The organism is Variovorax gracilis (assembly GCF_030317115.1).
Taxonomy (GTDB): domain Bacteria; phylum Pseudomonadota; class Gammaproteobacteria; order Burkholderiales; family Burkholderiaceae_C; genus Variovorax; species Variovorax gracilis.
Genome location: NZ_JASZYF010000008.1, coordinates 93,071 through 110,793 on the forward strand (window position 1 = coordinate 93,071; position 17,723 = coordinate 110,793).

Here is a 17,723-nt window from a genome sequence, read left to right on the forward strand (position 1 = left end):
TGCTTGTAGGAGGCCTGCCCTTGGAGCCGGAGCAGCGTTGTGCGATTCTGCGGGGATGATCAAGATCGGAACGCTGTGCTACGTGGTCCCGAGTTGCCTGGCCAGCCCGCTCACCCGGCAGGCTGTCGGCAGGATCGTGGAGGTGGTGTCGACACCGTACGAGGCACCGGACTGGACTTATCTGCCGGGCACGTACTACGACGTCGCCTTCGAGGGCTGGACCTTCTACTGCCGCAGCGACAAGCTGCGGCCCATCTCGGACCCCGGCGCGGACCTCTCCGAGACGGACTACAGCGAGACCGAACGGGCGGCGTAGGCCGGCAAGCCCGTCAGCCCGCACAGGCGCTGCATCACGCCATAACCTTGGGCGAGCGCGGCGGAATAGGTCGCAAACGAGCGCTCTGCGCGGTGCAGCGATTCGTAGCGGCCGTCACGCCGCACGTCCTCGTGGATCACCCAGTAGAACGACCCATCGGTGGGTTGTTCCACCAGCAATCCAATCTTGCGCATGCTCATTTCAGTACCCCGACTCCGGAAAACGAATACTTAAGACTGTAGTTCCTGGCTTCGGTCTTCTGGCTGGAGAAAGTTCACGCTTCGATGGAATTTGACGGCAGCCAACCGTCGCGGCGTGCGTGCTCAGCGCGCCAGCGTCGACTTGCCGAACAGGCTTTCGATCAGCTCGACCGCCACCTCGGCCGTGCGATTGCGCACATCCAGCGCCGGGTTGAGCTCGACCACGTCCAGCGATCCGAGCCGACCGGTGTCGGCGATCATTTCCATGCAGAGCTGCATCTCGCGCCAGGTCGGCCCGCCGCGCACGCCGGTGCCGACGCCGGGCGCATAGTCGGGGTCCAGGCAGTCGAGGTCGAAGCTCACGTGCAGGTGGGTGTCCTCGTCCACGTCCTGCAGCGCTTCGGTCATCGTCGTGCGCATGCCGTGCTCGTCGATGTGGCGCATGTCGAACACGTTGAGCCCGAGCGCGCGGATGGCCGACTTCTCGTCAGCATCGACGCTGCGGATGCCGATGAAGCGGATGGCATCGTGCTCGAAGGCCGCGCGCTCGCCGCTCCAACCCGTCAGCGCCGCCGGCCCATGGCCGAGCAGGCAGGAGACCGGCATGCCGTGCAGGTTGCCGCTGGGCGTGGTGGTCTCGGTGTTGACGTCGGAGTGGGCGTCGAGCCACAGCACGCGCAGCTTCTGCCCGCGCCGGCGCGCGTGCCAGGCGATGGCGCTGATGGAGCCGACGGCGATGCAGTGGTCGCCGCCCAGCAGAACGGGGAGATGGTTCGCGCCCAGCGCCTCGTCGACCGCGTCGTAGACCAGCCGGTTCCAGGCGACGACCTCGTCGAGATGATGCAGGCCTTCCGTTGGTGTGATCCAGGGGGTCGCGGGCCCGGCCAGGTTACCCCGGTCGATGACGTTGAAGCCGAGGCGTGCCAGCATGCCCGCAAGATTGGCCACGCGGAGTGCGTCGGGACCCATGCCGGCGCCCCGCGTGCTGGCGCCGATGTCGGTCGGCGCGCCAACCAGTTGAAGAGTAGCGGTCATGGGCTGGAGCCTCCGTAAGGTGTCGAGCTTTCGGCACGTAACGGTACAGCATGCACATGACAAGAGGCCAGTCGCATCGCGGCCGGAGCCTCGGGCGTCGCTCAGGCGGTTGCAGTCTTGCGAGCGGCAGGCTTGCGCGCCACGGTCTTCCTCGATGCAGTCTTCCGGGCAGGGGTCTTGCGGGGCCTCGCGGCGGCGGCCTTGGCGGGGGGCGACGCGGGCACCCCTTCAGCTGCGGTCGCCGGCGTATCGAGGGCCTTCACCTTGGCCAGCAGCGCGCGGTGTTCCTCGACCAGGTAGTCCGCGATGTCGTCCACGTCAGGCACCGCGCGCCGGCAGGCGATCAGGCCGAAATCCAGCATACCGTTGTAGCTCTGCACCGTCATGTTGAGCGCCATGCCGTGGCTCGGGATCGACACCGGGTAGTAGGTCAGGAGCTTCGCGCCCGCGAAATAGAGCGGCACCGGCGCGCCCGGCACGTTCGAGATCACCACGTTCGCCACGGGCGGCAGCCGGTCCGCGAAGCGCGAGCGGCCGTACATCGAGGCCAGCCCCGACATCAGCCATGGCGCACCGAAGGACGGGAAGTCCGTCGGTATGGCGGCCTTGATGCTGCCCATCAGCGACTTGGTGGCGGCCGACGATTCCGCGATGGCCTTGATGCGCTCGATCGGATCGGCCACATCGGTCGCCAGGGTCATGACGGTCATCGAGACCTGGTTGTTCGAGGTCGTGTCGCCCGGCTCGCGCAGCGTGACCGGGATGGCGGCGGTCAGCGGCTTCCTGGGCAACTTGCCGTGATCGGAGAGGTAGTGCCGCAACGCACCCGCGCAAAGGCCCAGCACCACGTCGTTGAGGCTCGCGCCCAGCCGCTTGCCTATCTGCTTCACCTCGGCGAGGGGAATGGAGCGCACGGCGTAGGCGCGCTGGTTGGTGATCGCGACATTGAGCGGCGTCCGCGGGCCGAGCAGGTTGAGGTTCTTCGGCAGCTTCCAGAGGCTGCCCGCCTGGTTGGTCGGCTGCGGCACGACGAGGCTCTTCACCGCGCGCGCCATGTCGGGAAAGGTCTTCACCAGCTTGACGTACTGCTGCAGCGTGTTGGTGAGCGCCGCGCCCGCCAGCTCGGCCACGCCGAGCTGATAGCGGTTGCGCCGCGCCATCTGTCGCGGGGCCTTGATCACCCGCGGCTCGGGTGTCAGGTCCATGATCGCCTCGGCGAAGGCCGCGCCGGCCTGCCCATCGATGCCGGCATGGTGCAGCTTCGAATACAAGGCGACGCGGCCGCCCTGCAGGCCGTCGATCACGAAGAACTCCCACAGCGGCCGGCTGCGGTCCAGCAGCGTCGAATGCAGGCGGGCCACGTACTGCTCGAGCTGGCGGCTGCTGCCGGGGCGCGGCAGGGTGACGCGCCGCACGTGGTAGTCGAGGTCGACATCGTCGTCGTCCACCCATACGGGGTTCGACAGCTCGAAGGGCATCAGCGCGAGCTTGCGCGTGAAAACCTCGGACAGATGCATGCGGCTCTGCACGTGTGCCTTCACGTCCTCGTAGAAGTCGCCCTTGTAGCCGCTGGGCAGCTCCAGCACGTGAAGGCCGCCGACATGCATCGGCGTCTCGGGCGTTTCGGTGTGCAGGAAAGTCGCGTCCAGGCCGCTGAGATGTTTCATTGGGTGTTCCCTCTTGGCGTTGTTCGGGCAGCGTCAGGCACGGCGCGAGGCGAAATGATCCCCAATGTCCACAGGGCGGAATAGCGGGTAACCCCGATGGCGCGGGCCCTGCCACGGGGCGCCTCTCGTCGTAGCATCGCCCTGGCGGTAAATTGGGGCAGTTGGACTAACTATCGAACGGTTCTAGTTTTTCACGCCTAGGGCTTTCAGAAGAAGATGACCCCATCGCGTCGGAAACCATGACGCGAGTGCCGCAGGGACCGAATCCCGGCGGCTTGGGTCCATCAACTTCCAGGAAAACATCATGTCCACGCAAACGATCTCCACCGCTGCCATCCACGTCGTCGGCCAGTACAACGACGCAGGCAAGACCCTGGTCAGCGCCTACCGCGCTGGCGCGCATCGCCTGCTGGGCGGCGCCGCATCGCGCTACAGCAACTTCCTCGGCAAGCGCGAACTGCCGCTGCTGAACGAAGACATCAAGGCCCGCCTGCTCGGCGCGCAGGAAAAAGTCACCGGCTTCCTCGCCAACCGCCTCGACATCGACACCAGCCGCGTCGTCAACCTGATGGACCGCGTCGCCACCGGCGCCACCAGCGGTATCGAATCGGTCGCCAACGTCGTCTCGCGCGTCGAAGCGCCGATGGGCACCTCGGTGATCAACGCGCTCAGCCGCGTGAACCAGCCGATCGCCAACGTGTCGGTGAAGATCGCCGACAAGATCGCCGAAGGCGCCAAGCAGATCGAAAGCCGCGTGGCCGGCACGACGACCACCGCCAAAGTGGTCAAGGCCGTGAAGGCGAAGGCCAAGCCGGCGACCCGCCGCGCCGTTCGCACGACGAAGCCCAAGGCGGCCTGATCGCCATGGCGGCCTGCCGCACGCCTTCTTTTGAAACGTTTTCCTGGAGCAACGCATGGCGACTCGCCGCGATGAAACTGTCAGCGTGAAGAAGAAGTCGGCGGCCCCGGCCAGCACGAAGGCCGCGCCGGCCAAGAAGGCTGCCGCACCGCGCAAGCGGGCCGCGGCCAGGAAGGCCCCGGCGCCCGAATCCATACCCGCCAAGAAGGCGGCCGCTCCCTCGGAGCCGGCCGGCGCCAAGGGCCTGCTGCGTGCGGGCCTTCAGGCTTTGGGCAATGTGCGCGACGACGTCGTCAAGCGCCAGACCAACGTGATCGAAAGCCTGCTGGGCATGGGCAAGGCCGAGCCATCGGCCGACGGCAAGCCCGCGCCTGCACGCTTCCCCGGCCTCGACACTTTCGGCATCCGCAAGTTCGAGGACGTGTTCGACCAGCGCGTCGCGACCTCGCTCCAGCGCCTGGGCATGCCGAGCGCGGAGGAAATCAAGGAACTGCGCGAGCAGATGCGGCAGGTGCTGGAACACCTCGAGCGGGCCGAAGCCGCCCGACGCAAGCGCTGAGCCCATCGGACCGAGCCCGCACCAGCCCGTGGCCAGCTCCAATACGCGAGAACGCATCCTGCAGGCCAGCCTGGCGCTGTTCAATGCGCAGGGACTCGCAGCGGTGTCGACGCACCGCATCGCAGCGGAGCTGGAGATCAGCCCCGGCAATCTGCACTATCACTTCAAGGCCAAGCAGCTCATCGTCGACCGCCTTTTCAGGCGTTTCGAGGAACGACTTGAACTGCTCAACGGGTCGTCGGACACTGTGCGGGCGATCGACGACCTGTGGCTGGCGCTGCACCTGCGCTTCGAGGCCATCGACGCATACCGCTTCGTGTACCGCGACATGGCCTATCTTTCGAGCGAATACCCCGAACTCGGCGAGCGTGCCCAGGCGCTGACCGCGCAGAACCTGCTGGCCGCGCAGGCGCTGTGCGAGACGCTGGTCGCCGCCGGCGTCATCGAGGCGACGGCCGAGGAGGCCCAGATGCTGGCGCTGCAGATGGTCTTCACGACCACCTGCTGGCTGTCCTTCGAGCGCCTGGTGCCGGGGCGCGACGCGCTGCGGCAGGCGGACCCGGGTTTTGCGGCTTTCTACACGCTGACCCTGATCGCACCGTATGTATCGCGCGAATCAAGGGCTTACCTTGATTACCTGCGGGGCAAATACCTCGGATAAATGGGTTGATGTCCGACGGCATTTCGACCTCGCGACCGCACATTCCCAAGAACGACCAGGACCTTTCAATGATGACTGCCGCCCACAAACCGATCGCCCCGCCTTCGCGGCTTCTTCTGCTCGCAGAGACGCGCGCCATCTGGGAGGCCGGGGCTGCCGTGGCCTTGTGGCCGCTGCTGCAACTGGCGCCGCGCGGCGATGGCCATTCGGTGCTGGTGCTGCCGGGGCTGGTGGCGAGCGATCTGTCGACCAAGCTGCTGCGCCGCTATCTCAAGAGCCGCGGCTACGACGCGCACGGCTGGGGCCTGGGGCGCAATCTCGGTCCCCGCGAGGGCGTGGAGGCGGGCATGTTGCACAAGCTCGAAGCCTTGCACGAGAAGAGCGGACGCAAGGTGAGCATCGTTGGATGGAGCCTCGGCGGCGTGTACGCGCGCCTTCTGGCGTCGACCCGGCCCGAGCTGGTGCGCAGCGTGGTCACGCTGGGCAGCCCGTTCGCCGGCAGCGCGCGCGCCACGAATGCATGGCGTGTGTACGAAGGCGTGAGCGGTCTGAGTGCGGAGGACCCGCGGCGCATGGAGCACGTACGGCCGACGCCTTCGGTGCCGACGACTTCGATCTTCAGCCGCAGCGATGGCGTGGTGGCGTGGCGCTGCAGTGTGGAGGAGGCGGGCCCGCAGTCGGAGAACATCGAGGTCGTGGCGAGTCACCTGGGGCTTGGGGCGCATCCGGCCGTGCTGTATGCGCTGGCGGATCGGCTGGCTCAGGCTGAGGGGCAGTGGAAGCCGTTTGATCGCGGGACGTTCGGGCCGTTGGTTTATCCGGATCCTGCTCGGGCGCACTGAATAGCTTTCCTCGTGTGAGCGGTGGCGTCACGGCACCCACCAATAGCGCAGCGCATGAAAGTAGACCGGCGCGGCGAAGACTACCGAGTCGAGCCGATCGAGCATCCCACCGTGGCCTTCAATCATGGTGCCCCAATCCTTCACGCCGCGATCGCGCTTGATGGCCGACATCACGAGGCCACCGAAGAAGCCCATCAGGCAGATCGCGAGCGCCATTAGCGCTGCTTGCCAAGGGCTGAACGGCGTGGCCCAGTAGAGCGCAGCGCCCAGCGCCGTCGCGCTCGCGACGCCGCCGACCAGGCCCTCCCAGGTCTTCGAGGGTGACAGCTCAGGTGCCACCTTGCGCCGGCCGAGCAGCTTGCCCCACACATACTGCAGCACGTCGCTGCCCTGCACCACGATCACCAGGAAGGCGATCAACAACAGGTTCCGCCCTTCGAAGCCCCGAATCTGCAGCGTCAGCAGCGCCGGCACGTGGCCGATGCAAAACACGCAAACCATCAGGCCCCACTGGACCTTGGACGTGCGCTCCAGGAAGCGCTTGGTGTCGCCCCCCATGGCAGCCAGGATAGGCAGAACCAGGAACGCATAGACGGGGATGAAGATCACGTAGAGGCTGTACCACTCGATCCAGATCAGGAAGTACTGCACCGGCAGCACGATGAAGAAGGCCGCCGCCATCGCGTGATGATCGCCGCGCCGCGTGTAAGCGAGGCTCATGAATTCGCGCAGCGCGTAGAACGAGATCAGGTAGAACAGCACGATGACACCGCCCGCGCCGAAAGCGAAGGCAACGCCGATCACCGCGACCATCACCCACCACGCGTTCACGCGCGAGTTGAGGTTGTCGATCACCGAATGCGCCTGACCCTGGGCGACGCGCCACTTGAGCAACGCGCCGATCGCCGAAGCGAGGACCAAGACGACTGCGACGCCGCCAAAGAGCATGAGCGTGGTGTGGGTGGAGGAGGACGGATTCATGGTGTGTCGCGGATGGCTGCGCTCTCATCGTCGGCGCGGTCGTATTCGGGGCGCAGATCGAGCATCGCGGCGCGCGCCCGGGCCATGAAGGCCGCCTTGTCCTCGCCGTCCGTTCGCATGATCGGCTTGCCGTAGCGCACGGTGCAGGCGAGCGGAATCGGCACCAGCGTGCCCTTGGGCAAGACGCGGTCGAGGTTCTCGATCCATACGGGCACCAGCCGCACTTGCGGACAGGCGAGTGCGAGGTGGTACAGACCGCTCTTGAGCGGCAGCAGGACGTCTTCCCCGATGTTGCGCGTGCCTTCGGGAAACATGATGAGCGAGTCGCCCGATCGAAGGGCCTCCGTCATCTGGTCGACAGGGTTGGCGCTCGCGTCGCTGCCGGACGTGGCGATGCCGCTGCGGCGGATCATCAACGCGTTGAACACATCCCGCCCGATGAAGCGGCGCATCGCCGAGATCTCCCAGTAGTCCTGTCCGGCCACGGGACGTGTCAGCGCACGCAGCTCCGGCGGCAGCGTGGTCCACAGGAGGACGAAGTCGCCGTGACTCGTATGGTTGGCAAAGTAGAGGGTCTGATCGGCCTTCGGCGTGGTGCCCGACCAGATTCCGCGCACTCCGGTCAACAGCTTGGCGAAGACGGCGATCAGCCGCGCCGCAAAGGCTGCGGCCAGTCTGCGTGCGCAGGTTGGGGATGAAGAACTCATTGGGAATCCTTGGGGTGCATGGCGCTCAGCGCCAGTCCTGCATGGCGAGGGCCACGGCAAACAATGCGGTCTGCAGCGTCACCAGGATGCCGTGCTTCTGCATCAGTTGACGGGTGCCGGCGATTCGATCGGCGATGGGTCGCGGCGTATCGGCGGTGCGGCGAAGACCGAGTCCTTGCAGCGCACCATCCAGCGCGGCGAACGAGCCGATGGTGCCTCGCGCCAAGCCTTCGAAGAGCGCGGTGTCGAGCCTCAGCCGCAGTCCGAAGTAGCGCTCGGCCAGCCCTGCAACGCCGACGGCGGCATAGGCGATCCATGCGCTCAAAGACAGCGAACGCCCCGTGAGCGCCAGCACCAACCCAGCGATGGATGTAAGCGCGAGGCCCCAGGCCGCGACGGCGCCGCAGCCGCGCAAGACCCCGGCCGCCGCGGCGCACAAGGCGCGATCGTTGTCGTTCATGATTCGCTGTGTCGTGGCAAGGCCAGTCGATCGAGAGTGGCGAGCCAGTCGGTTCGCAGCACGATCTGCGGACGAGCGCGACGCACAGACTCATGGGCCGCGCCCATGGTGCGTGCCGTGCCGTGCAGGCCAAGCCAGCCGATCACCGAGGCCGCGCTGCGCGAGAAGCCGAGCGCGCAGCAGACCCATACGGTCTGGCCGGCCTCCCGCCGCGCGTCGATGGCGTTGACGGCCCGTTGCAGTTGCAGGGGGCTCGGCACCGTGAGGTCAAGCATCGGCACACAGCGAGCGCCCGGCACGTTTGGCAATTGCAGTTCAGCGCAGAGGCTCAGGAGCGCGGGCTCGCCGGCAGCTTGCCACTCGGCGCGCGTCGGCCGGCGGCCGAGCCGAAGGCCAGGCGCGACTTCCACGGAGGCCGGTAGGCTGCGCGTCCACAGCCGCGCATTCAGCGCGGCGCCCAAGCGGTAGGGCGCGAAGAGCCAGCGGGCGGCCCAATGCATGCGGCCGCGGCAATCCATACGGAAGCCGCGCGCGCCCAAGCCCGCATAGTTGAGCGCCACGAGCACGAGCGACAAGGCCGGCCAGCAAAGCCAGAGCATCGCGCCGCCCATGCCGAGTGCCAACGTGAAGCAGAGCACTCCGCCTGCTGCATAGCCCCCGGCGAGCTTCCAACGCTGCGGATCGCGCGCCAGCTTCCAGCAACGCGGCAGCGTTACCACGCGTTCGAGTGGCCAAAGCCAGACGCAAACCAGGCCCAGCAGTGTCCCTGTCGGGATGTCGATGAAGTGATGCTGCCAGGTCGTGAGCACGGACCCGCAGATGGCCAAAGTCCAGGCATGCAGTACGGCGCGAGACCACCGCGCGCGCACCAGGCGCCGATACCAGTCCCACAGAATCACCGCCAATGCGATGTGCAGCGAGGGCGCCTGGTTGAACGGCTGGTCGAAGGCGCGCAGCGCATCGAACAGCAAGGCCGGTGCGCCCCCGACGGCCGGCTGGTCGAAGCTGGAGCGCAGCGGCCACGCGACGAAGCAGGCGACAGCCACCACCTGCGCGGTCAGCAGGCGCGCCACATGGCGGTCGAGCGCATGTCGGTCGCGCGCCAGGAAGAGCGACAGCGCATAGAACGCGTTGAGGGTCCAGTAGGGAAAGATCGTCCAGGCCCAGAAGGGCATGCCGCGTTCCCAGTCGAAAACCATCGAGGGGACGTGCGCGCGCGTCGAGGCCCACCAGTTGGCGAAGCCGTAGGTCGCATAGAACAGTGGCCCGAGCAGCGCGAGCCATGCGACGGCGCGCTTCCAGGGTCGCTTCTTCGCGCCACCTTGCATCATGGCTTGATGCGCTGCGCCAGCGAGACAGTGAAGATGCCCCACTCGTCGATGCGCTGAGTGAGCTTCCTGAAGCCGGCTGCCTCGACCAGTTGGTCCATCTCGGCCTGTGTTCGGCGGCGCATCACCCAGGCCTCGCCCTGGCGATGGCTGGTGAGTGCGCGCGCAATCATCTCGAGCTGCGGGTGCCACGGCTGGCCGGTGTAGACGAGATAGCCTCCTTCTTCCGTCGCGTCGCCGATGCCGGCCAGCGACCGGCTCACCATCTCGTTGTCGGGGAACAGCTCGTAGAGGCCAGACACCACGGCCAGCGTCGGTCGGGGCGCGACGGTTGCCAGACTGCTGCGATCGAAAGCGTCGGCCAGCACGAAGCGGGCGATGTCCTGCAAGCCTTTCTCGGCGATGAGCGCGTGGCCGTCACGCACGTTGATGTCACTGTAGTCGCGCAGCAGGATGGACGCGGGCTTGATCGGGCTGGCGAGCACAGCGTCGAGCACATAGCGGCCATGGCCGGCGGCGATGTCCATCACGTGCACATCGCACCGCGCGTCTGCGAGGCGCTGCATCGCTTCGCGCAGCAGTTCTTCGATGTGGAGCTTGCGTTGGCGGATGCCGCGCCAGCCAATCGAGCTGAGGTAGGTCTTGTCGATCGACCGTCCCATCGGTCCCGCGCCCTGCGGCTGGTTCCGATAGACGTAGTCGAGCGTGCTCCCGGAGTCGAAGCCCGTCGCATGCCCCAGCTTCACGCCCCGCGACAGCAGGCGGCCCACGCGCAGCCCTGCACGCGTTGCCGCCCAGTACGCCCCACGCGGCGAGAGTATCGGCAGCGGTTTCGCCAGCGCGCGCGATTCGTCGGCCGTTTCGCCGTGCACGTGGGCGTCGCGCAGGTCGACAGCTTGCGGCTGCTCCGCGAACAGGCGCTGGATGAACGCCCGGGTGGCGCGGACCGCCGTTGCGCGATCCTTCTCGCCGAGGGTGTCGTGGAAGAAGCCCGGCAGTTCCAGCTTCTCCTTTACCGAACTGCCGAGCCGATCGAAAAACCGATGCTGGGGCTTGTGATGCACGACCCAGTCGGCGCCGGAGACCAGAAGCTGCACCGGTAGGGTGATCGCGTTGGAATCCTTCACCACGCGGTCGGCCGCCTCGTACAGGCCCAGCAGGATGTTGACGGCAATCGGTCGTGAGATCAGCGGATCGCTTTCGTAGCTCGCGATGCGCTCGGGGTCGTGAGTGAGGAATTTGGCCTTGACGTAGCTGTTCACGAAGAAGAGACCTCTGAGGCGGTGCATCAGCGCAAGCCCGGCCCGCGCAAAGGGCACGTAGAGCTTGACCTTGAAGGCGGGCGACGCCAGCGTGAGCCCGCGCACCTGGGGCGCGTAGTCGTGGGCCCAGGTCGCGACTAGAACCGCGCCGACACTTTGCGCGATCAGATGGATGTCGGAGGCAGGCACGCCGTGCGCCTGGTTGATGTGGCCGACAAAGGTCTGCACGTCGCGCACCGAGGTCGCGAAGCTCGGGCTGTATCCGCGCCGCCCGGGCGACTTTCCATGGCCGCGCGCATCCCAGGCGAAGAAGTCGAAATCCGGAAGGTCGAGTTCATCGACCAGGTGCGCCATACGAGCGCCGTGCTCGTGGCCGCGATGGAACAGCACCACGGCGCCGCGACGCACCGGCCCGGTCACTGGCCAATGACGATAGAAGAGCTTCACATCGTCATGCGTTTCGAAGTGATGTTCGAGCGGGCTGCGGGAGTTGGTCATGGGGTCCTGTGTCAGCGGTGGGGCTTGGGGCCGTCTTCGGCCAAGGCGTGTCGAGTGCGGTTCACGATGGTCCAGGCGACCAGCGATGCCATGAGGGGCATAAGGCAGGCGGCCCAGTCCGGTAGCGGCCAGCCGAGCGCGACATACAAGCCGAGCGCGCCGAACAGGAAGGCCCGATCGGTCTTGCCGAGCGGGCCGTCGTACCGGCGTGAGGCGCCGACGGTCATGCCGAGCGCCCCGGCGAACTCGCTCATACCCGCGAGCACGATGATCAGACCGATCCAGAAAGGGCTGAAGGGAGCGATCAGCGCGAAGGGCAGATAGAGCGCTGCATCGGACAGCACATCCGCCAGTTCGTTGAGAAAGGCGCCGAGCGCAGTTTGCTGGTTGTGTTCTCGGGCGAGCATGCCGTCGATGGCATTGAAAGCCATTCGCAGGAACATCCAGAGAGGGATCAGGGCAAAGAAGACGGTCGATGGCACTGAAAAGAAGAGCCACAAACCCAGAGCGACCGAGATCGCACAGGCTGTGACGGTCACCTGATTGGCGGTGACGCCGAGACCATGCAGATGCACAACCAAGGGCCGCAGCAGCGCCTGAAATCGCGGTTTCAGCTCATAGATCGACATAGCGCGACTCCCGGGGATCTTTACTCTGGGGCGAGACCGCCTGCAGGGTTCATGGATGGCGAAAAAGGAGGGTTGCCGACATCGAGGAACCGCCGCGTTGGGCGGGAGCCGAAGCGCCTCTATCGGCGCTGACAACCGTGGGAGGGAATCTTAGAAGTTACGGGTCGCGGCGAAATCGGATCAATCTGAATCTGGCAGCTCGCGTTCGTCCGTGGAGAGGCCTTCATAGAAGCCGGGCCCTTGCGTTGGATGAGTGCCGTTCATTGCCCGCATTTCGAGGGAGCGCAGGCCATCCTGCCTGGGCTCATTGCATCGGGATTTTCTCGTTTCGGCGCGGCGTCGTCGGGCGGTGTACCTTGTGCCGGCCGACGACACGAGACGCTGTGGTCGAATCGTCCGCCCCTAAGCCCCCGCCCAAACATCCAACACATACCGCTTCCGAGAAATCATCCCGTCCATCCAGGCCGCCCCATCCTGCCCATGCTCCCGCGCGATATCCGAGAGTGCACGCCGCACATCGGGCTCCATGCGCGACCCATCCCCGCACACATAGACGATCGCGCCGTCATCGAGAAGACGCCAGACGCGCGCCGCCTGCTCGCGAATCAGATCCTGCACATACACCTTGCGCTCGCCCGCGCGCGAGAACGCCGTGTGGAGTTGCGTCACGCCGCTCCCCGCCCAGTCCTTGAGTTCGTCGGCGTAGATGAAATCCTGCTCCGGATGCCGGCATCCGAAGAAGAGCATGGCATCGCCCGGTGTCGTGCCGTTGGCGATCATCGCGGCGCGTTCCTGCAGAAAGCCGCGGAAGGGCGCGAGGCCCGTGCCCGGCCCCACCATGATGACCGGGCGCGCCGGATCGTCCGGCAGGCGGAAGCCCTCCGCCGTGGTTTCCCGCACCACGCCGTGCACCATTTCCCCGGCCTGGGTGCGCGAAAGGAAGTTGGAGCACACACCCTCGAACCGACCAAGGCCCGAACGCGCCGGACCTGCGACCACGCCCACCGTGACGCTGCAGCGTCCCTCATTGACCTTCGGTGAAGAAGAGATGGAGTAGTAGCGCGGCGTGAGCGGCGACAGCATTTCGAGGAACTGCGCGAACGGAATCTGGCAAGCAGGAAATTCCTCCAGCAGATCGAGCACCGACTTGCGCTTCTGCAGCACCTCGCTCTTGTAGAGCTGCGCCGAACTCTCGTCCGCGCCCGACAGCGCCACCAGCTTCGGCTTGGTGAAAGGGCACTCCGTGTGCGCCGCGAGCTGCGCGATCTGCTTGCGCGTGGCCACGTCCTGCAACTCCACATAGTCACCCAGGAGGCGATCGACCGCGATCACCTCGTCCACCGGCAACGCCGCCTTGCGCCCCGGCACCGCATGAAGCCGCACATGCGCATTGCGATCGAAGCCGAATCGCGCCATGGCGCGCTCCACCTGCGCCGGACCGTTGCGCGGCACCACGCTCAAATGGTCACCGGCGCGATAGCTCACGCCTTCGGGCAACTGCAACTCGACATGGCGCGTCGATCGCGCTTCACCGGCGTCGCTGCTCGCGCCCTGCAGCTCGCGGTTCTCGATCACGCGCATTGGCACGGCACCGAGCGCGTCGACGAGCGCGTTCTTCTGCGGCGGCGGCAGCTCTTCCAGCGTGTAAAGCGGCTCGCTTTGCGCGGGCGTGTCCGCGCCCATCTTGAGGTCGAAGGCCGTGACCAGCGTCGGCCACAGCGCATCGCTCCAGTCCTGGAAGGCGCCGTCCATGTCCTCGCGCGCATCGCCCTCGCCACGCGGATGCACGCGTGTTGCGCCGAGCGCGGCCAGACGCTCGTCGATGCGGCGCGGCACCGATTGATAGGTCGACGCCCAATCGGTATTGCCGCAGCCGAAGACGGTGAAGCGCACGCCATTGAGCGAATCGTCGGCCTTGTCGAGCCAGCGATGGAACTCCGCCGCGTTGTCGGGCGCCGCGCCGTTGTACGACGCGCAGACGATCGCGACCGCGCCGTTGGCAGGCAGGCGCTCCGCATAGTCGTCGAGCGAGGCAAGCTGGGTCGAGAAGCCGCGCATTTCGCCGGCCTCGGCCAGCTGGCGCGCCAGGTCCTCCGCCGTGCCGAGATTCGAGCCCTGCAGCACCAGCAGCGAAGTGCCGTGGCGCGCCGCATGCGGCCTGGCCGCCGACGGCTTCTCGGCAGTGGCCTGCACGGCTTGCACCACGCCTTCGCTGCGCGCGCGTGTCGCCGGGTCCCGCAGCACCGCCTTGATCCTGAAACCCTCCGGCTTGATCGTCAGCGCTTCCTTGATCTTGAGCTGGTAGGCCGTGTGATCGACCAGCGTGAAGCGCTGCAGGATCATCCCCAGCGTCAGCACCGCTTCCTGCAGCGCGAACTGTCGCCCGATGCACGCACGCTGCCCGTTGCCGAAAGGCTTGAAGGCATTCACCGGCCGCTCCCGCTCGGCCTCGCGGCTGAAATGATCGGGGTTGAACCGGTCCGCATCCTCGCCCCACACCGCCTTGTCGCGATGCAATGCGAGCGCATGAAGGATCACCATGTTCCGCCGCTTGATCGTGTACTGCCCGCCGATCGTCGTGTCCTCCTTCGCGGCCAGGGCGATCGCAGGCGCGGTCGGGAACATGCGCAGCGATTCCTTCAGCACCTGCAGCACATAGGTCAGCCGGTTGACCTGCGCATAGGTCGGCTTCACCGAGGGGTCGGGCCCGAACACGTGGTCGACCTCGGCCTGCGCCTTGGCCATGGCTTCGGGGTTGTTCAGCAGGAAGTAGATGGCGAATGACAGCAGCCCGCTCGTCGTCTCATGCCCGGCGATCAGGAATTCGATGCACTCGTCGCGGATCTGCCGGTCGTCCAGCCGTTCGCCGGTCTTCTTGTCGACGCCGGCGATCATGTAGCTCAGCAGGTCGGGCTTGGTCGCGATGTCGGCGCCGCTCTCGCGCCGCTCGCGCACGATGTCCTCCACCATCTTGTGCATGTAGCGCACGTCCTTGCGCTGCTGGGCCAGCTCCTTCTTGAGCATGAACTCTTCCAGCGGAATGCCGCGGCGGTTCTGCACCGTCTCCAGCGTGCGCACCATCGCATCCACGAAGGGATGGAAGCCTTCCCGGTAGAAGGAATTGAAGCGATAGCCGAAGCCGCACAGGCCGATGGTGTCGAGCGTGAGCGCCGTCATGTCGCGCACCACGTCGATCTCCTCGTCGAAGTTCAGCCGCTCCCACTTGGTCGCCAGCTGCTCCGCGATGTCCAGCATCATCGGGTGGTAGGCCTGCATCGCGCGCTGGCTGAAGTTGGCCAGCAGGATGTTGTGCGGCTTCGACCAGGTCGACTCGTGGGTGTCCGAGGTGAAGAGGCCGTGCGACAGCGCCCGCAGCCGGCGCAGCGTGCCCTTGGTGCTCTTGTCGAATCGCTTCTCGTCGCAGAGCTCATCGGCCAGCGCGGCGGACGACACCACGATCACCGGCATCCCCGGCATGTCGAGCCAGTAGATGGCGCCCAGGTCCTGGGCAATCCGCCACATGTCCAGCACCGGCGAGTCGGACCCGATCGACAGGATGTTGCCGACGAAAGGCTTCTTCGCCGGATGCGGAATCGGATACAGCGCGTTCTTGCCTGCCATGGTCATGCCCTTTGCTCGTGCCGATTGCGGACCGCGGGTGCGGGTCCCGCAGTATCTCGACGGCAGAGGGGGGCGGCAGGCCGGGGTATTCCCTTATCAGGGACGTGGCATCTTGCAGTCCGTGCCTTGCGCGAGTTCGTTGCCGCTGTAGATCGCGTCGGTGCGGAAGCCGTAGTTCGTGCCTTCCCAGCCGACCTTCACCGTCTTGCCGTCGACCGGCGCAATGGTGTTGACCACCTGCGGCAGCAGCAGTTGATGGTCTTCGGCGCGCATGCGGACCGGGCCGACCACGGAGTCGAAGCTCAGGTCCTCGAGTGCGAGGGCCACCTTGGGCGTGTCCGTGCTGCCGGCCTTGTTGATGGCGGCGGCCAGCAGGCGCGGCGTCATCTCGATGCGCGGCGCGAGGAAATCCTTGCCTGTCTTGGCCTTGTAGCTCTTCGCGAGGGCATCGACCTTGGGCGAGTCGGCCTGGCCAGGATGCCATTCGGCGACCCAGGTCAACTGGCCGATCCTGGCCTGCGACACGGCGAGCACCGTGCCCGGGACCGAGCCCGCGCTGTGGTTGAAGTAGCGCAGGTTGTAGCCCGCATCGCCTGCGGCCTTCAGCAGCAGGGTCATGTCCTGGCCCCAGTTGCCGGTGATGACCGAGTCGGCGCCCGACTGCTTGACGTTAGCGAGGTAGGGAGCGAAGTCCTTCACCTTGCCGATCGGGTGCAGTGTCTCGCCGACGAACTGGATGTCGGGCCGAGCGAGGCCGACCAGTTGCCGGCCATAGCTGGCCCATTGCTTGCCATGGGCGTAGTCCTGGTTCAGCAGGTAGACCTTCTTCACCTCCGGCGTCTTCTTGATGTAGTTGGCGAGCGCCTTCATCTTCATCGCCGTGTTGGCGTCGGTCTGGAAGTGCCAGAAGCTGCACGACTTGCCCGTGAGTTCCGGGTCGATCGACGAGTGGTTCAGCACCAGCAGCTCCTTGCCGGGGTTCCGCTGGTTCCAGCGGTTGACGGCCTGCACCAGCGCACTCACCACCGAGGAGCCCGAACCGCCCGTGACGATGGCGCGCGCCCCCTGGTCGATGGCTGCCTGCAGCGCGCTCTGGCTCTCCTGCGCCGAGAGCTTGCTGTCGAACTGCAGCAACTGGAGCTTGGTGCCACCGAGCACGCCGCCCTTGGCGTTGATGTCCTCGATGGCGTACTGCGTGTGCGTGAGCATCAGCTCGCCCACGTTCGCGAAGGGGCCGGAGAGCGGGTCGATGTAGGCGATCTTGTAGGTCTGCTGGGCGTGGGCGGCACCGGCCGTGAGAAGGGCGGCGGCCGCGATGGGCGCGAGCAGGCTGGGGAACTTCATGGACTGTCTCCGTAAGGGGTGAGGGATGGGACGAGGGAAGGGCCGTGCTCAGCGATTGCGCTCGCGCAGGCCCAGCACGCGCCAAGCCAGGCGTGACAGCTCGGCCGCCACTTCGTCGGGCGAGAGGCGGCCGTCGGGCCGATACCAGCTGTAGAGGAAGCCCGGCAGGCTCAGGGCGGCAAAGGCCGTGATCTTGGTTTCGCCGAAGTCCAGGTCGCCATCGCGCCGTGCTTCTTCGAGCAGCGGAAAGAGCTGGTCGTAGAAGTGATGCGCGAGCTTCTTCTGCGCGTCGAGGTACTCGGGACGATAGACCTGCGGCTCCTTGTAGGCGAAGAAGGCGCAGGGATGGTGCGCCACTGTCGCGCGGATCAGCCGCTCGATGCCTTCCTTGACCTTCTCCACCGCGGGGCGCGTGTCGCCGGCCGCGAAGTCCATGGCGGTGAAGCAGTCGACCGCAGGCCGCCACGACAGGGTCTCGAAGATCTCCTGCTTGTCGCGGAAGTAGTAGTAGACGAAAGGCTTGGTCGCATCGAGCGCGCGCACGATCTGCGCCATCGTCGTGTTGGCATAGCCCTGCGCCGCGAAGAGCTGCGCCGCGGCCTGCAGGATGCGCTCGCGCTGTACGTCGGTGCCGGCGGTGGCGGCGCGCTGGCGACCCGTGCCTTGAGGCAGATCGGTTCTCATGGAGTGCGTATCGCCGTGCCCAGAGGGTTTGTGCGGTGTCGCCGAAGTTATACCCATGGGTAGGATTGTT

Annotated in this window: 17 protein-coding genes; 5 read left to right on the top strand and 12 right to left on the bottom strand. The window is 66.4% G+C overall.

Features of this window, described 5'->3' with window-relative positions; all coding sequences use genetic code 11:
• The first annotated feature begins 55 nt into the window (after window positions 1-55).
• Complete coding sequence (locus QTH97_RS17335) at window positions 56-316, top strand: hypothetical protein (protein ID WP_286569615.1); 261 nt, start codon at window positions 56-58, stop codon at window positions 314-316.
• Here the strand turns inward: QTH97_RS17335 and QTH97_RS17340 are convergent.
• The 3 genes from QTH97_RS17340 to QTH97_RS17350 form a co-directional block, all read right to left on the bottom strand.
• The gene (locus QTH97_RS17340) at window positions 289-516 is read right to left on the bottom strand and encodes a hypothetical protein (protein ID WP_286569616.1); all 228 of its coding nucleotides are present in this window, start codon (window positions 514-516) and stop codon (window positions 289-291) included. The two genes, QTH97_RS17335 and QTH97_RS17340, sit on opposite strands and share 28 nt — an antisense overlap.
• A gap of 123 nt (window positions 517-639) precedes the next feature.
• Window positions 640-1,551, bottom strand: coding sequence for an arginase (gene rocF, locus QTH97_RS17345; protein ID WP_286569617.1), 912 nt, complete (start codon window positions 1,549-1,551; stop codon window positions 640-642).
• A 101-nt stretch (window positions 1,552-1,652) separates the two neighbouring features.
• Entirely contained in the window at window positions 1,653-3,218 is a 1,566-nt protein-coding gene (locus QTH97_RS17350) for a WS/DGAT/MGAT family O-acyltransferase (protein WP_286569618.1), read from the bottom strand.
• A gap of 304 nt (window positions 3,219-3,522) precedes the next feature.
• Between QTH97_RS17350 and QTH97_RS17355 the strand changes: the two genes are divergently transcribed.
• The 4 genes from QTH97_RS17355 to QTH97_RS17370 all read left to right on the top strand — a co-directional run bounded on the left by QTH97_RS17355 (window position 3,523) and on the right by QTH97_RS17370 (window position 6,139).
• Window positions 3,523-4,077 (top strand): hypothetical protein, encoded by a 555-nt coding sequence (locus QTH97_RS17355; protein WP_286569619.1) that lies wholly within the window; start codon window positions 3,523-3,525, stop codon window positions 4,075-4,077.
• Between the two features lie 55 nt (window positions 4,078-4,132).
• The gene (locus QTH97_RS17360) at window positions 4,133-4,636 is read left to right on the top strand and encodes a phasin family protein (protein ID WP_286569620.1); all 504 of its coding nucleotides are present in this window, start codon (window positions 4,133-4,135) and stop codon (window positions 4,634-4,636) included.
• Between the two features lie 28 nt (window positions 4,637-4,664).
• Window positions 4,665-5,297: a TetR/AcrR family transcriptional regulator gene (locus tag QTH97_RS17365; RefSeq protein ID WP_286569621.1), complete on the top strand. Its 633-nt coding sequence runs from the start codon at window positions 4,665-4,667 to the stop codon at window positions 5,295-5,297.
• Window positions 5,298-5,365: 68 nt separating this feature from the next.
• On the top strand, window positions 5,366-6,139 hold the full coding sequence (locus tag QTH97_RS17370; protein WP_286569622.1) for an esterase/lipase family protein: 774 nt from the start codon (window positions 5,366-5,368) through the stop codon (window positions 6,137-6,139).
• A 27-nt stretch (window positions 6,140-6,166) separates the two neighbouring features.
• Here QTH97_RS17370 and QTH97_RS17375 read toward each other — a convergent pair whose 3' ends face one another.
• The 9 genes from QTH97_RS17375 to QTH97_RS17415 form a co-directional block, all read right to left on the bottom strand.
• Complete coding sequence (locus QTH97_RS17375; protein WP_286569623.1) at window positions 6,167-7,120, bottom strand: phosphatidate cytidylyltransferase; 954 nt, start codon at window positions 7,118-7,120, stop codon at window positions 6,167-6,169.
• Window positions 7,117-7,827, bottom strand: coding sequence for a lysophospholipid acyltransferase family protein (locus tag QTH97_RS17380; protein WP_286569624.1), 711 nt, complete (start codon window positions 7,825-7,827; stop codon window positions 7,117-7,119). The genes QTH97_RS17375 and QTH97_RS17380 overlap by 4 nt, the downstream gene beginning before the upstream one ends.
• Before the next feature lie 25 nt (window positions 7,828-7,852).
• Window positions 7,853-8,287 (bottom strand): hypothetical protein, encoded by a 435-nt coding sequence (locus tag QTH97_RS17385; protein ID WP_286569626.1) that lies wholly within the window; start codon window positions 8,285-8,287, stop codon window positions 7,853-7,855.
• The gene (locus QTH97_RS17390) at window positions 8,284-9,618 is read right to left on the bottom strand and encodes a phosphatase PAP2/dual specificity phosphatase family protein (protein ID WP_286569627.1); all 1,335 of its coding nucleotides are present in this window, start codon (window positions 9,616-9,618) and stop codon (window positions 8,284-8,286) included. Before QTH97_RS17390 ends, QTH97_RS17385 begins: the two co-directional genes overlap by 4 nt.
• Window positions 9,615-11,375 (bottom strand): bifunctional alpha/beta hydrolase/class I SAM-dependent methyltransferase, encoded by a 1,761-nt coding sequence (locus QTH97_RS17395; RefSeq protein WP_286569628.1) that lies wholly within the window; start codon window positions 11,373-11,375, stop codon window positions 9,615-9,617. The genes QTH97_RS17390 and QTH97_RS17395 overlap by 4 nt, the downstream gene beginning before the upstream one ends.
• An 11-nt stretch (window positions 11,376-11,386) precedes the next feature.
• Entirely contained in the window at window positions 11,387-12,004 is a 618-nt protein-coding gene (locus QTH97_RS17400) for a CDP-alcohol phosphatidyltransferase family protein (protein WP_286569629.1), read from the bottom strand.
• 402 nt (window positions 12,005-12,406) lie between these two features.
• Window positions 12,407-15,625 carry a bifunctional cytochrome P450/NADPH--P450 reductase gene (locus QTH97_RS17405; protein WP_444813450.1) on the bottom strand — a complete coding sequence of 1,073 codons (3,219 nt, stop codon included), beginning with the start codon at window positions 15,623-15,625 and terminating at the stop codon, window positions 12,407-12,409.
• Between the two features lie 96 nt (window positions 15,626-15,721).
• Window positions 15,722-16,969 (bottom strand): branched-chain amino acid ABC transporter substrate-binding protein, encoded by a 1,248-nt coding sequence (locus QTH97_RS17410; RefSeq protein WP_286569632.1) that lies wholly within the window; start codon window positions 16,967-16,969, stop codon window positions 15,722-15,724.
• Between the two features lie 48 nt (window positions 16,970-17,017).
• Entirely contained in the window at window positions 17,018-17,710 is a 693-nt protein-coding gene (locus QTH97_RS17415) for a TetR/AcrR family transcriptional regulator (protein ID WP_444813449.1), read from the bottom strand.
• Between the last annotated feature and the right edge of the window lie 13 nt (window positions 17,711-17,723).